Raw genomic sequence first — 15,151 nt, forward strand, 5'->3', positions numbered from 1 at the left:
AAAAAACTCCTGATAATTATTTTTATCAGGAGTTTTTTATCGATTTAGAACAAAATTATTTCATGTCAAAAACATAAGTTTTTCCTTTCTGTGTAGCAAAGTCAAAAAGTTGAGTTTCTTTAACAGCGAACCCTTTTATTTCAGCCTTATCAGATTTTAAAGGTGTTTTAATAGCATTAACCTGATAAAATTCGTTTTGGTTGTCACCTTTTGCAGGACTAAAATCCGTTTTTGATTTTAACTGAATATCTTTTGCCAGTCTGATCCGTGCATTCCCACCTAAGGTAGATTTTATGGTCAGTTTGGTCAGCTTCGAATTTTTCCAGTCCATATCGATCTCAAAACCACCTCTGGCTTTCAACCCTTTTACAGAACCGTCTGGTAAAGCATCGGGAAGTGCAGGCAACAGATAAATATAGCCGTCATAACTTTGCAACAACATTTCAGCAATCCCTGATGTACAGCCAAAATTTCCATCGATTTGAAACGGCGGATGCGCATCCAGAAGATTAGGATAAGTTCCTCCGGATTGTCCTTTGGTTTCCATCGGCGCAGGCGTCAACTGGTCTGAGATCAATTTAAAAGCACGGTTCCCATCCAGTAATCTTGCCCACCAGTTCACTTTCCAGCCCATCGACCAACCTGTAGATTTGTCGCCACGGTAGCCCATCGAATTTTTTGCTGCTTCAGCCAACTCCGCATTTCTGAAGGGCGAAATCTGACCTGAAGGAAAAAGTCCGTACAGGTGAGAAATATGTCTGTGTTTATCATCAGTTCTGTCCATATCGGTAAGCCATTCCTGCAACTGGGCGTGCTGTCCAATCTGCATTGGTGGAAGTTTGCTTAACGCCGATTTTATCTCATCCGAAAGACCTTTGTCCTGATTTAAGGCTTTAGAAGCATTGATGAAATTATTAAACACATCAAACACCAACTGATTGTCCATCGTAGTTCCCGCGGTAATACTTACATTTTTAAAGTACTTGTTTTCGGGAGACATTGATGGCGATACCACGAGATATTTTTTCGACGGGTCTTGTTGAAGAACGTCCAAATAGAATAAAGCACAGCCTTTCAAAGCTTCGTAGTTTTTCTTCAGAAATTCTTTGTCACCGGTGTAGAGATAATGATTCCAGACGTGTTGGATCAGCCACGCGCCACCCATCGGCCACATTCCGTAGAAACCGCCGTCCACAACGCCTGTGATTCTCCAAAGATCCGTGTTGTGGTGCATATTCCAGCCTCTTGCGTGATACATGTCCCTGGCAGATTCCTGTCCGGTAATGGATAAATCCTGAATCATATCGAACAAAGGCTCGTGCATTTCGGAAAGGTTGGTATTTTCCGCAGGCCAGTAGTTCATTTCCGTGTTGATGTTCACAGTATATTTGCTGTCCCAGGCCGGATTCAACTGATAATTCCAGATTCCCTGAAGGTTGGCAGGCTGTGTTCCGGGTCGTGAAGACGAGATCAAAAGATATCTTCCAAACTGAAAATACAAAGCCACCAAATCCGGGTCATTAGAATTTCCAAACTCTTTGATTCGGACGTCGGTTGTCTTTTTAGCCTGTTCACTTGTTCCCAGATCTAGACTTACCCGTCTGAAATATTTTTGATATTTATCAATGTGAGCCTTGAGTTCAGCATCGTATTTTTTACTTAATGCTGATTTTAAATACTCTGAAACCCTCGCATCAGGATTTCCGCTCAGGTCATTATACTTTTTAAAATTAGTAGCAATGGAAACATAGATCACCACTTCGTCTGCAGCTGAAATAGTGAGTTGCTCACTTGTGGAACTTAATTTCCCCCCTTTTACAACAGGAAGGGCTACGGTTTTAAAATTAACTTTTCCTGTTTTATTGTCTACAGAGCCACTTGTTCCATTAATCACCAATTGGTTTTTCTCTGTGAAAATTGATTTTGTAAGATGTGAAGTAGAAGCATTGATATTGAAATTCAGACTTCCTTTTTTGCTGGAAGTTAATTTAATCATAATGACATTATCTGCAAATGACGAGAAGATTTCACGTTTGAAAGTCACGCCTTTAACGTCGTAGGAGACCGTGCTGATGGCTTTTTCAATATCTAAAGTCCGGTTGTAATTTTTAAAATTTTCGTGTCCCTTAAAATCCAAAAACAAATCGCCCATTGTTTGATAGGGCATTCCGTAATTTAAATCTTTCGGAGCAGTTCTTGGGTAAGTATTGTTGGTCAGATCCTGGGCTTTTTCGAACTGCCCTTCGTTGATCAGTTTTCTTACTTTCTGAATGCTGTCAAAGGTATTTTTAGGAACATTATTTCCCGGCTCGCCTGCCCAAATGGTCTCTTCATTCAACTGCAGATGTTCCTGCACAGCGCCGCCAAAAACCATTGCGCCCAATCTTCCGTTTCCGATGGGCAAAGCCTCGTTCCAGTTTTCTGCCGGCTTGTTATAATTTAATTTTAAATTTTGCTGTGCCTGAACGGATATTGTCAGCACTGTTCCGACGATAAAATATGCTATTTTACTTCTGACCATTTTTTATAGATTAAAGTTTCAGTCTGTCGCTTTTTGAAGTAACAGGATATGATTTTAAAACTAATGATTTTAGACGATATCAGCACATATCCTTAATTATATGATAAGCTTATAATTTTAATTAATTTATATATTGATTATCAGGTTGTTATATTTGTTTTATGCGATTTTAATATTGATTGTTTTTAATGATTTGACCTTTTTTTAAATTCATTATAGTGACCAAAAACCCTAAGTATTTCCTTAAAAGTAATCGATTACGCAAATTTTGTAGTTCTGCGGCAAAGAAGATCATAGCAGTAAGTTATTTAATTTGAATTAGAAGACGTAGAATGTATGCAAACTATTTTTTATACATTTGTGAAGTGAAACATTTAAGACTCATATTAACCATTTACTTCTTTGCATTATCAGTGATGCCTTGCAGTGATGTTAGTGCACAGTCTTTTGCAGGTGATCAGTCACAAACATCAATGAGCGCAGAGCGTTCTCACTCAGATGAGACGGATGATTCATGTTCTCCATTCTGTTTCTGCAGCTGCTGTCAGATTACCGTCACAGCATTTAAGATTGAGCCTTTATTACAGGTTCCGTCGCAGGTTTCATTCTATTTTAGCCAAAAGATTCTTTTTCACAAGAATAATATTGCCTTTCAGGTTTACGACCATATCTGGCAACCTCCCAAAATTTAATTTTGTATCGATTTTTTGAAGACTTTGCAGTTGATGCACTGTCTCGAACATTATGTTGCTGTATTCTGATCGATGATTCGGACTTGTTCTAGTCATTATTCATTAGCAATTTCTATAAAAAATTAAATAAAATTCTGTGTTAGATAATATTATAAAATTTAGTATCAGGAACAAGATCGTCATTGGCGTGATGACCTTGTTCCTGATTATTTGGGGCGTCTGGAGCGCCACCAGGTTACCGATAGATGCTGTTCCTGATATTACCAACAATCAGGTTCAGATCATTACCGTTTGTCCCACTTTGGCCGGACAGGAAGTTGAACAGTTGGTCACTTTCCCCATTGAACAAAGCATTGCCAATATTCCAGATATTGAAGAGACAAGAAGCATCTCAAGATTTGGATTATCTGTAATTACTGTTGTTTTTAAAGAAAAGGTGGACGTTTATTTTGCACGTCAGCTGATTTCTGAAAAATTAAAAGAAGCGTCCGAAGAAATCCCGAAAGGAGTTGGCACCCCGGAACTTTCACCGGTCAGTACAGGTTTGGGAGAAGTCTATCAATATATCCTCCATCCGAAAAAAGGAAGCGAAAAGAAATATTCATCCAAAGAACTGCGCACAATGCAGGACTGGATTGTCAGAAGACAGCTGAACGGAACGCCCGGCGTTGCCGAAGTCAACAGTTTTGGAGGCGAACTGAAACAGTATGAAGTAGCCGTCGACCCCAATCGCCTGAGGGCAATGGGAATCAGTGTAACAGACCTTTTCACAGCTTTGGAAAAGAACAATCAGAATACGGGTGGTGCCTACATCGATAAGAAACCCAATGCCTATTTCATCCGTGGAATCGGTGTTGTGACTTCTCTGGATGATATTAAAAATATTGCCATAGATACTAAAACAGGCAGCGTCCCTATCTTTATAAAAGATGTCGCCGATGTTCGTCTTGGAAGCGCTATCCGTTATGGTGCGATGACTTACAATGGTCAGGTAGATGCAGTTGGAGGGATTGTTATGATGCTGAAAGGTGCTAACAGCAATGAGGTAGTGAATTTAATAAAAGATAAAATTCCCACTATTCAAAAGTCTCTGCCTAATGATGTGGTCATCGAACCTTTTCTTGACCGGACTGATCTTGTTGGACGGGCCATCAACACGGTTGAGAAAAACCTTATCGAAGGTGCTTTAATTGTCATTTTCGTTCTCGTGATTTTTCTTGGAAATTTCAGAGCTGGGTTAATTGTTGCTTCTGCAATTCCTCTGGCTTTGCTTTTTGCTTTGGGAATGATGAACGTCTTTGGCGTAAGTGCCAATTTAATGAGTTTGGGAGCCATAGATTTTGGACTGATCGTGGATGGTGCGGTAATCATCGTGGAAGCTACACTTCATCATTTGGGATTAAGAAAATCCACTCAGAGACTGACGCAGTCTGAGATGGATGAAGAAGTTTTTCTATCTGCATCGAAAATCAGAAACAGTGCGGCTTTTGGAGAAATAATCATTCTCATTGTTTATATTCCAATCTTAACCTTAGTCGGTGTCGAAGGGAAAATGTTCACGCCAATGGCAAAAACAGTTGGTTTTGCGATTTTGGGAGCTTTGATTTTATCACTGACTTACATTCCTATGATGAGCGCGTTATTTTTATCTAAAACTGTTTCGGCGAAAGAAACCTTTTCGGATAAAATGATGAATAAGGTGCAAAGTATTTATCAGCCGTTATTAAGAAAAGCCTTACAGGTAAAATACATTATTGTTTCTGCCACAGTTATTTTATTTGCAATTTGTATCGTGCTATTTTCAAGAATGGGCGGCGAGTTTATTCCGCAGTTACAGGAAGGCGATTTTGCATTTCACTGTATTTTACCACAGGGAAGTTCGCTGACTCAGAGTGTGGAAACATCAATGCAGGCTTCAAGAATTATCAAACAGTTTGATGAAGTAAAAATGGTCGTCGGCAAAACAGGTTCAGCCGAAGTTCCTACCGACCCGATGCCTCCGGAAGCTACTGATTTAATTATCGTTCTTAAACCACAAAGCGATTGGAAAACCAAAAAATCTTATGATGAACTGGCGGATGAAATTTCAGAAAAACTGGAACTGATTCCCGGTGTTTTCTTTGAGAAAAACCAACCGATACAGATGCGTTTTAATGAACTGATGACAGGAATCCGGCAAGATGTAGCCGTGAAGATTTTTGGCGAAAATTTGGATTCTCTTGCCATTTATGCTGAAAAAGTAAATAAAGTGATTCAAACTGTTGATGGTACGACTGCGCCGCAAATTGAGCGGATCAGCGGACTTCCGCAAATCAATGTGGAATATGACCGGACAAGAATGGCCAATTACGGACTGAACATTGAAGACGTAAATAATACTTTAAGCACTGCTTTCGCAGGGAAATCTGCAGGTCAGGTCTTTGAGAATGAAAGACGTTTTGATCTGGTCGTTCGTTTAGACAGCCTTCACAGAACCAATATTGATGATGTCAACAACCTGATGATTTCCACCAGCACAGGAAACCAGATTCCTCTTTCTCAGGTCGCAAATATCAGCTACAAACTTGGTCCGTCACAGATAAGCCGTGAAGAAGGGAAGCGCAGAATTGTAATCGGATTTAATGTGAAAGATCGTGATGTTGAAAGTGTGGTGAATGATATTCAGGTAAAATTAGATAAACAAATCAAGTTGCCTTCGGGATATTACTTTACCTATGGCGGACAGTTCGAGAATCTTCAGGCAGCAAGCAAAAGGTTGATGATTGCTGTTCCGGTTTCGTTGCTTCTGATTTTTATGCTGCTTTATTTTACATTTAAATCGTTCAAACAGGCTGCACTGATTTTTACGGCCATTCCAATGAGTGCGATTGGTGGAATTTTCGCTTTGCTGATAAGAGATATGCCGTTCAGCATCAGTGCCGGAATTGGGTTTATTGCCTTATTCGGCGTTGCAGTTTTGAACGGAATAGTACTGATTGGAACTTTCAACCAACTGGAGAAAGATGGCGAAACCGATATTCTGAAACGTGTTTTTGAAGGAACTAAAACAAGACTCCGTCCTGTTCTGATGACCGCAGCCGTGGCTTCATTAGGGTTTTTACCAATGGCCATTTCAACAGGAGCCGGAGCAGAAGTGCAGAAACCTTTGGCAACCGTCGTGATTGGCGGATTGATCACAGCAACCTTCCTGACGTTATTTGTTTTACCAATGTTATACATTATTTTTAATACAAAATTCAGAAAGAATCATTTTAAAATGAAACCTTTGACAACGATTGTCGTGTTAGGATTTTTATTGGTTGGAAATATATATAGCGCTCAAACCACGAAAACGCTTTCATTGGATAAGGCTACAGAAATGGCTTTGAATAAAAATTATTCTATCCAGTCCAAAAATCTAGATATTAAAGTTTCTGAGGCTTTGAAAGCTACAGCCAACGAACTTCCGAAAATGAATTTCAATGCGCAGCTTGGGCAGTACAACAGTCCGAAGTTTGACCAGTCATTCTCCATTTCCCAGAGTATTCCTTTTCCGACTTTATTTAAGGCAAGAAAAGATTTAATTATTGAAGAAATTAAAGCCAAACAAATTAAGAGAGACATCACTGCCAATGAAGTGGCGAAACAGGTAAGGACTTACTTTTATCAGATTGAATATTTACAGTACAACCAGACAAAACTGATGAAACTCGACAGTCTGTATCAGGATTTTATACGGATTGCAACGGTGAGATTTAATGCCGGTGACATCAAAAAGATTGAGATCAGTACTGCCGAAACGCAGAAGGGAGAAATCAGTCTTTTATTAAATCAGAATAAAATTTATCTAAAAAATGCCTATAAAAATCTGAAAACGGTACTTAATTATGATGATGAATTCGAGATTCCAGTCGGTAAAAATTATCAGCCACTGAAAGCGGAATACGTTCTCGACAGCATCACGATTGCCAACCATCCGACGGTGAAGGCTTTTTATCAGGAAATGGAAATTGCCGAGAAAAATAAAAACGTAGAGAGATCACAAGGTTTACCGGAGTTTACTTTAGGATATGTGAATCAGTCGTTGATTGGTTTTCATACTGTGAACGGCCAGGAAAAATACTATAATGCCGGAGACCGTTTTAATGTTGCCAACATTGGTGTTTCGATTCCTCTCACGTTTGGAGCTACCAAGGCCAGAATCCAGTCTTTGGATTATCAGAAACAGATCGCAGAATCCAATGCAAAGCTCCAGCAAAAACAACTGACTGCTCAATTGGAAAATGCTTTAAGTCAATATCAGCAGGACGTTCAGCAGTACGAATATTACATGAATCAGGCTTTACCCAACGCTGAAAAAATTGTGAAAGCAGGACAACTCGGATATAGAACCGGAGAGATTTCCTATGTCGAATATCTTTTCGCCCTTCAGACCGCAACCAATATTCAGCTGAAATATCTGGAATCTATTCAGCAGGTCAATCAGTCTGTCATTACCATCAATTCTTTAATCAATCAATAAAATGAAACAACATATTATCTACACCGCTTTTACCTTTCTGTTTCTCATAAGCTGCGGAAAAAAGGACACTCCTGCAGAGTCCGAAAGCGAAGTGAAAACGGAACAAACTGAAGAGCATGGCGAAGAAGCACCAAAAACCATTGCAGGACTCACGGAAGAGCAGATGAAAGCGGTCGGGATCACTTTGGGGAAAATCGAAATGAAAGAACTGACTTCAACAATTAAAGCAAATGGCGCATTGAGAGTTCCCAATAATAACAAAGCGACCATCACATCAATGTATGGCGGTATTATCAAAACTTTAAATGTTCAAATTGGGGATTTTGTAAGAAAAGGACAGGTGATTGCCTCTATTTCAAATCCGGAATACATCCAGTTGCAGGAGCAATATTTAACCGTAAAAAGCAGAATTGCGTTTGCCGAGCAGGAATATAGAAGACAGAAAGAACTGTTCGACAACGATGCCGGCGCAAAGAAAAACCTTCAAAGTTCTGATGCCGAACTGAAAACCCTTCGAACACAACTTTCATCTTTGCAGAGACAGCTTCAGATTATGGGTATTAATCCTTCGAATATCAGCAATGGAAATCTGAGATCAGGTTTGGTGATCACATCGCCAATCAGCGGGACGGTCAGCACTATTTCTGCGCAGATCGGTAGCTATGTTGATATTTCATCGCCTGTTGCAGAAGTGATCGATAATGGTTCTTTACATTTGGATCTTCAGGTTTTTGAAAAGGATCTGCCTAAAATGTTGGTCGGACAGACCGTACATTTTAAACTCACCAATAACCCGGAAACCGAGTACGATGCCAAAATCTACAGCATCGGTTCGTCTTTTGAAAATGACAGCAAAACCATCTCAGTACACTGTTCAGTAATCGGAAATAAAACCGGATTGATCGACGGAATGAATATTACAGGAATCGTAAGTCTTGATAAGAGTACTACTCCTGCAGTTCCGAATGAAGCGATCGTAGAGGCAGACAGCAAATACTACATTTTCATCAAAACAGACAAGAAAGCAGAAGAGCATCACGAAGAAGAAAGCGAACATCAAGACGAAAAGAAAGCACCAGAAAAAGAATCAAAAACCATTAATTTTGAAAAGATAGAAGTGGTAAAAGGTTCTTCGGATATGGGCTATACGGCGATTACGACCGTTAATGAAATTTCAAAAGATGCAGAAGTGGTGGTAAAAGGTGCATTTTTTGTGAATGCGAAACTGAGTAATTCCGGAGAACACGAACATTAAAAAACTGGAAATTATGATTTTACTGAAATTTTATTTACCTGTGTATCTGCTATTGTACATCATGGTGGCTTTTTTGCTGCCATCCTACCGAACCTACAGAAAAACAGGCTTAAACCCGATCACTTTTGGAAAAACTGATAATGCCCACGACTATATAGGTTTTGTTATGAAGGTATTAGTAGTATTACTTTTTGTGGTGGTATTTGTTTATTCTTTGAGTGATACAATTTATCAATATCTGACACCGGTTTCCTATCTGGTGACTAATACATTTTTGACATGCGGATTGTTGCTGATCCATGTTTCATTACTTTGGATTGCAGTTGCACAATACCAAATGAGCAACAGCTGGCGTATTGGTATTGACGAAAATAATAAAACAGAATTGATTACGAAAGGTCTTTTCTCCTACAGCCGTAATCCGATATTTTTAGGAATGACCGTCAGTGTTGCAGGAATCTTTTTTATTCTTCCCAATGCACTGACATTTTTTCTGATGCTGGCCACTTATATCGTTATCCAGATCCAGATAAGGCTGGAAGAAGAATTTTTGGAAAGGCAGCACGGCGAAAAATATTTAATTTACAAAAACACCACTAAAAGACTACTTTAATGGAACACCAACATCAATACGATGCACAAGGCAGACAGCTCTGCTGCACACCGCAGGAAGGAAAAATCTACAAAGACGCCGGCGCAAAAAAATTACTTGAGGAGCACGATCATGATCATAACGATGATGATGGTCACAACCATGATCATGATAATTCTGATAAAACGACATTTCAAATGTTTTTACCCGCAATTATTTCTCTGGCTGTACTTTTATCAGGTATAATACTGGATAATTTCATCGCACAGAAATGGTTTGCGAGTTGGGTGAGAATTGTTTGGTATTTCGCGGCTTATCTTCCAGTAGGTTTACCCGTTTTAAAAGAAGCCTTTGAGAGTATCAGGAAAGGTGATGTTTTTTCGGAATTTTTGCTGATGGGAATTGCTACAACAGGAGCTTTTTCTATTGGAGAATACCCCGAAGGTGTTGCGGTGATGCTGTTTTACAGCGTCGGCGAAGTATTTCAGACGCTTGCAGTTTCAAGAGCAAAAAGTAATATCAAAGCTTTGCTGGATCAGCGTCCCGATGAAGTGACCATTCTTGAAAACAACCAACCCAAAACCATCCCTGCAGATCAGGCAAAAATTGGTGATATCATCCAATTAAAGTCAGGTGAAAAATTAGCTTTGGACGGAGAACTAATAAGCGATTCGGCATCGTTCAATACGGCTGCTTTGACTGGAGAAAGTAAACCTGACACAAAAAGCAAAGGCGAATCTGTATTAGCCGGAATGATTAATCTTCAAACCATTGTTCAGGTAAAAGTGACAACTGCTTACGAGGACAGTAAGTTGAGTAAAATTCTGGAAATGGTACAGAACGCAACAGCTCAGAAAGCACCGACAGAGCTTTTTATCCGAAAATTTGCAAGAATTTATACACCAATTGTTGTCGGATTAGCACTTCTGATATGCTTAGTGCCTTACTTTTTTACAGACAATTATGTTTTCCGGGACTGGCTTTACCGAGCCTTGGTCTTCCTGGTTATTTCTTGTCCGTGTGCTTTGGTCATCAGCATTCCTTTAGGTTATTTCGGCGGAATTGGTGCGGCTTCCAAAAATGGTATTTTGTTTAAAGGGAGTAATTTTTTAGACATTATTGCCAATATTCAGAATGTTGTGATGGACAAAACGGGAACGATGACTGAGGGTGTCTTTAAGGTTCAGGAAATCAACATCAAACCCGAATTTGATAAGAATGAACTGTTGAAAATGGTAAATGCCTTGGAAAGCAAAAGTACACACCCAATTGCCACGGCAATTCACGACTATGTGGGAGAAATAGACCAGTCGTTAGAACTTCAGAATACGGAAGAGATTGCAGGACACGGACTGAAAGCAATTGTTAAAGGAAAAGAACTGCTGATCGGGAATTTTAAATTGATGGATAAGTTCAGTATCAGATATGACATTGATCCATCAAAGATCATCTATACGGTAATTGCGATCGCATACGACGGGAAATTCGCTGGCTACATCACGATTGCAGACAGCATCAAGGAAGATGCAAAACAGACTGTGGAAAAATTACACAATTTGAATGTAAAAGCTACAATGCTGAGCGGCGATAAAAGTACAGTGGTGAAATTTGTAGCCCAACAGTTAGGAATCGATAATGCTTTTGGAGACTTACTTCCGGAAGATAAGGTCAATAAAGTGAAAGAGATCAAATCAAAAAATGAGACCGTTGCTTTTGTGGGCGATGGTGTGAACGATGCGCCCGTTGTTGCTTTAAGTGATGTCGGGATTGCAATGGGTGGACTTGGAAGCGACGCAACCATTGAGACGGCTGATGTAGTAATTCAGGATGACAAACCTTCTAAAATACCGATGGCAATCAATATCGGAAAGCAAACCAGAAAAATCGTCTTGCAGAATATCATTCTTGCTTTTGCCGTAAAGGGCGTGGTTCTCATTCTTGGAGCAGGCGGACTAGCGACAATGTGGGAAGCTGTTTTTGCGGATGTGGGTGTAGCGTTACTGGCAATTTTAAATGCTGTGAGAATTCAGAAAATGAAATTTTAATAAAGATTTAAATTTATGCAATTTCTTAGAAACTCAGATTTTATTTAAAGTCTGCTTTACTGATAAAGAAACAATTTATTTTGAACTTTCAGATCTTAGATTTAAATTTATAATCATTGAAAAATAAGAACCATCATATTCAACAATTCGAACTTTCGCCTTTAGCAAAGGCCGGGATCATTATTGCAAATATGGAAGGTCGTGAGATCGAGGAACACGATGTTTCTACACCCTATCGTGATGATCATTGCCAGTTGATGTTGGCTGTAAGTGGGGAATTTAAATTAAATATCGATTTTGAAACCATTACGTTTACCGCACCGGCATTACTGTTTGTATTTCCGGAGCAGGTTCATCAGACGATAGAGGTAAAAGATCCAAAAGGTTGGATGATAAGCTTTGATCCTTCTTTGGTGAATCAGGATGTTCTGCAACTTTTTGGAAACAAGTTTAACAATCCTTTTTTACTTCATTCTGGATCAGCTTTTTATCAGCACATCCATATTCTTGTTGATCTGATTGAAAAAATGCAGTCAGAAAAACCGAATAACTATCTTCAGAACAGTATAGGCCTCATACTGAACGGACTTTTAAACCTTATTGCAGGAGAACTTGTTTCTGATATCTTCATTAATAAAGAAAAAGAAAACCGAAGCATTATTCTCAAGGAGAAATTCATAAAACTTACAAAGGAAAATTTCAAAACCTGGAAGCAAGCTTCACAATATGCATCTGCACTATCGATCTCCACCTCACATTTGAATGATACTGTAAAATCATTGACGGGAAGTTCAGTATCTGCACATATTCAGGAAGTATCCATTATTGAGGCCAAGCGATTGCTCTATTTCACAGAGATGACCGTCAAGGAGATCGCTTATGAAGTAGGCTATAATGAGCCAGTGTATTTTGGAAAATTGTTTAAAAAAATAACCAAACTGACACCTTTGGAATTTAGAAATAAATTCCGTGATAAGGACCATCTTTCCCTTCATTAGAACTATCATCAAGGATAATTGACGGAGTAGATTTGCAATGTAATTAATACAACAATTGAAAATGCAAAACGAAATCAATATCCCGATCGTACTGGATGCAGTAAAGAAAATTGGCGATATCTTTCTAAGAGACTATAAACAAGATTCCATCCCGCAAAGTATGGAGGAGCTTATAAAACAATTAGAAAAGATCGACGACTTATGTCTGACCTCGATGAAGCAAGACCTGTCTCCTGAATTTCCCAATATTCCGTGGCTCCTTGGCGACGAGTTCGATACCGATTCACAAAGAGATCCTTCTTCAAAAGAAGAATATTGGCTTTGTGACGCAATGGATGGAGCCATACAGTATCTTCAGCATATTCCGGGATGGACGATTAATCTAACACTTATCAGTAATGGAAAACCAGTCTTTTCTGTGATTTATGATCCGTTGTCCAACGAAATGTTTTGGGCAAAAGATGGTGTGGGTGCTTTTATGAATGATGTAGCGATGAATGTCAGTAATAAAAAGGATCTGGCTGTAATGCTAGCCGTTTTTGAGTATGGTCATCAGGATAAGTCCGACACTCATTTGAATGAAAAAATCGGTTCTACAGTTATAAAGCTACTTGATAATTTCGGAATAGTGAGAAACTATGGTCCTCACGGATTGCAGCTAGCTTACGTTGGTGCCGGAAGGATTGATCTTTTCATCCAGGAAGATCTGGATACGTATAATTGGATCGCAGGATCACTTATCGCCAAAGAAGCCGGAGCTGAGATTTTAACCACCGAGGGTCGACCTTGGAAATGGGGAAGCGAAAGCCTTTTGGTCGCAGGTAAAAGTACTATTGAAAAATATCTTTCAAATAAATCTAAAAAATAAATGAATATAGCAATCATAGGAGCAGGAGCCGGAATTGGATTGGAATCTGTCATTCAAGCACTGGAAAAAGGACATAACGTAACGGCATTATCAACAAAGAGCGACCATATTCCTGACCATCCCAATCTGATCAAAATAAACGGAAATGCAACATCATCGATTGATATGACGAAAACAATCAAAAACGCTGATGTGATTTTGATAACTGTCGGGACAAAAAATAAAAAAGCAACGACTCTTTTTTCTGATATTGCCGAAACATTGATAAAAGTGGGTCGTGAACTTAATTTCTCTTCACCTGTTCTTATTATCACAGGTTTTGGAGCGGGAGAAAGTAAAAATTATGTAAACTTCTTTATGCGGACTGTCATCTCCCTGTTCCTGAAAGATCAGTACATCAATAAAACGGAAATGGAAGAACTCATCACAAAAAGTAATTTGAGATGGGAGATCATACGACCCGGAATGCTAACCAACGGAAGTGCAACCTCAACTTACAAAGTACTATCCAGACTTCAAAGAGGAATTAAAGTGGGGAAGATATCACGAGCTGATGTGGCCAATTTCTTGATTGATGAAGCAGAAAATCAAAGATTTATTCATCAATATGTGGCGTTATCTAATTAATAAAAAAATAGTGAACGATTTACTTCGATCACTATTTTGTATCTAAAAATAATGTTTTAATTTCGATTGAAAGCATAATTTAAAAGTCTTTCCGACCAATTAGGATAAGTTAAATGTGTATTGATTAACAGTATTTTTTTCAATGATTCAATTATATTATACCTACTCGCAGACTGCCATTTCTTTAGCGTTCATTCTGCTTACATTCACCTTTAATTTGGAAAAACCTGCTTCTAATTCCTGTAGACCTGATGCGTTCAGTTGGATATCTGTGGTACCTCGATTTTCTTTAAAGTGAGGAATGTTACGGGTTCCAGGTATCGGAACAATGAATGGCTTTTGAGCCAACAGCCAGGCTAATGCGACTTGAGAAGCAGTTGTATTCTTTTTGGAAGCAAAATCGTTGAGTAAATTGACAATTAGCATATTGGCAGCCAGATTTTGAGGTGTAAAACGCTCAACGTTTGGACTACCTTCATATTTTAGATCGAAAGCTGTATTTGCATTGAGCTGTCCTGTTAAATATCCCATTCCCACGGGCCCCCAAGGAATAAAACCAATTCCCAGTTCTTCACAGATCGCAAATACACCATTTTTCTCGACACTTCTTTCCATAAAGGAATATTCGGTCTGTATCGCAGAAAGTGGCTGTACCGCGTGAGCTTTTCCAATGGTTGACACATTGGCTTCCGATAATCCGAAATGTAAAACTTTACCTTCTTTAATGAGATCTTTGACAGTTCCTGCCACGTCTTCAATCGGAAAATTGGGATCAGCCCTGTGTTGGTATAAAAGGTCTCTCCTGTCTGTTTTCAGACGAACCAATGATTCTTCAACTACTTTTCTGATATGTGCCGGATGGCTGTTCAAACCTCCCGATTTCGAACTTCCCTTAATATCAAATCCGAATTTTGGTGCGATAGAAACTTTATCTCTAAACGGGCCAAAGCTTCACCAACCAACTTTTCATTAGTAAATGGATCATATACTTCAGCAGTATCGAAAAAAGTGATCCCATTTTCATAGGCTGTACGGATTGTCTTAAAAATGCA

9 protein-coding genes and 1 pseudogene are annotated in these 15,151 nt (G+C 39.0%); 8 read left to right on the plus strand and 2 right to left on the minus strand.

The window, feature by feature from the left end; all coding sequences use genetic code 11:
- Window positions 1–55 precede the first annotated feature (55 nt).
- Window positions 56–2,521, minus strand: a complete 2,466-nt coding sequence (locus IC610_RS10455) for a glycoside hydrolase family 95 protein (protein ID WP_191736797.1) — start codon at window positions 2,519–2,521, stop codon at window positions 56–58.
- A 332-nt stretch (window positions 2,522–2,853) separates the two neighbouring features.
- Between IC610_RS10455 and IC610_RS10460 the strand changes: the two genes are divergently transcribed.
- The 8 genes from IC610_RS10460 to IC610_RS10495 all read left to right on the plus strand — a co-directional run bounded on the left by IC610_RS10460 (window position 2,854) and on the right by IC610_RS10495 (window position 14,099).
- Complete coding sequence (locus tag IC610_RS10460; protein ID WP_228462905.1) at window positions 2,854–3,213, plus strand: DUF6660 family protein; 360 nt, start codon at window positions 2,854–2,856, stop codon at window positions 3,211–3,213.
- Between the two features lie 136 nt (window positions 3,214–3,349).
- Window positions 3,350–7,714: a CusA/CzcA family heavy metal efflux RND transporter gene (locus IC610_RS10465; protein WP_191736798.1), complete on the plus strand. Its 4,365-nt coding sequence runs from the start codon at window positions 3,350–3,352 to the stop codon at window positions 7,712–7,714.
- 1 nt (window position 7,715) lies between these two features.
- The gene (locus tag IC610_RS10470) at window positions 7,716–8,969 is read left to right on the plus strand and encodes an efflux RND transporter periplasmic adaptor subunit (RefSeq protein ID WP_191736799.1); all 1,254 of its coding nucleotides are present in this window, start codon (window positions 7,716–7,718) and stop codon (window positions 8,967–8,969) included.
- A gap of 13 nt (window positions 8,970–8,982) precedes the next feature.
- The gene (locus tag IC610_RS10475; protein WP_194698913.1) at window positions 8,983–9,582 is read left to right on the plus strand and encodes a methyltransferase family protein; all 600 of its coding nucleotides are present in this window, start codon (window positions 8,983–8,985) and stop codon (window positions 9,580–9,582) included.
- The gene (locus tag IC610_RS10480) at window positions 9,582–11,606 is read left to right on the plus strand and encodes a heavy metal translocating P-type ATPase (protein WP_191736800.1); all 2,025 of its coding nucleotides are present in this window, start codon (window positions 9,582–9,584) and stop codon (window positions 11,604–11,606) included. The genes IC610_RS10475 and IC610_RS10480 overlap by 1 nt, the downstream gene beginning before the upstream one ends.
- 116 nt (window positions 11,607–11,722) lie before the next feature.
- Window positions 11,723–12,604, plus strand: a complete 882-nt coding sequence (locus IC610_RS10485; protein ID WP_191736801.1) for an AraC family transcriptional regulator — start codon at window positions 11,723–11,725, stop codon at window positions 12,602–12,604.
- Between the two features lie 61 nt (window positions 12,605–12,665).
- Complete coding sequence (locus tag IC610_RS10490; protein ID WP_191736802.1) at window positions 12,666–13,472, plus strand: inositol monophosphatase family protein; 807 nt, start codon at window positions 12,666–12,668, stop codon at window positions 13,470–13,472.
- The gene (locus tag IC610_RS10495) at window positions 13,473–14,099 is read left to right on the plus strand and encodes an NAD(P)-dependent oxidoreductase (protein ID WP_191736803.1); all 627 of its coding nucleotides are present in this window, start codon (window positions 13,473–13,475) and stop codon (window positions 14,097–14,099) included.
- A 162-nt stretch (window positions 14,100–14,261) separates the two neighbouring features.
- Here the strand turns inward: IC610_RS10495 and IC610_RS10500 are convergent.
- Window positions 14,262–15,148 (minus strand): annotated as a pseudogene (locus IC610_RS10500) (aldo/keto reductase).
- Window positions 15,149–15,151: the final 3 nt, after the last annotated feature.

This window comes from Chryseobacterium caseinilyticum, assembly GCF_014837145.1.
GTDB lineage: Bacteria > Bacteroidota > Bacteroidia > Flavobacteriales > Weeksellaceae > Chryseobacterium > Chryseobacterium caseinilyticum.

What these genes read in the sequence shown, in the direction of transcription:
- IC610_RS10455 (WP_191736797.1), bottom strand. Translation starts at nt 2,521, where the DNA reads ATGGTCAGAAGTAAAATAGCATATTTTATCGTCGGAACAGTGCTGACA.
- IC610_RS10460 (WP_228462905.1), top strand. Translation starts at nt 2,854, where the DNA reads ATGTATGCAAACTATTTTTTATACATTTGTGAAGTGAAACATTTAAGA.
- IC610_RS10470 (WP_191736799.1), top strand. Translation starts at nt 7,716, where the DNA reads ATGAAACAACATATTATCTACACCGCTTTTACCTTTCTGTTTCTCATA.
- IC610_RS10475 (WP_194698913.1), top strand. Translation starts at nt 8,983, where the DNA reads ATGATTTTACTGAAATTTTATTTACCTGTGTATCTGCTATTGTACATC.
- IC610_RS10480 (WP_191736800.1), top strand. Translation starts at nt 9,582, where the DNA reads ATGGAACACCAACATCAATACGATGCACAAGGCAGACAGCTCTGCTGC.
- IC610_RS10490 (WP_191736802.1), top strand. Translation starts at nt 12,666, where the DNA reads ATGCAAAACGAAATCAATATCCCGATCGTACTGGATGCAGTAAAGAAA.
- IC610_RS10495 (WP_191736803.1), top strand. Translation starts at nt 13,473, where the DNA reads ATGAATATAGCAATCATAGGAGCAGGAGCCGGAATTGGATTGGAATCT.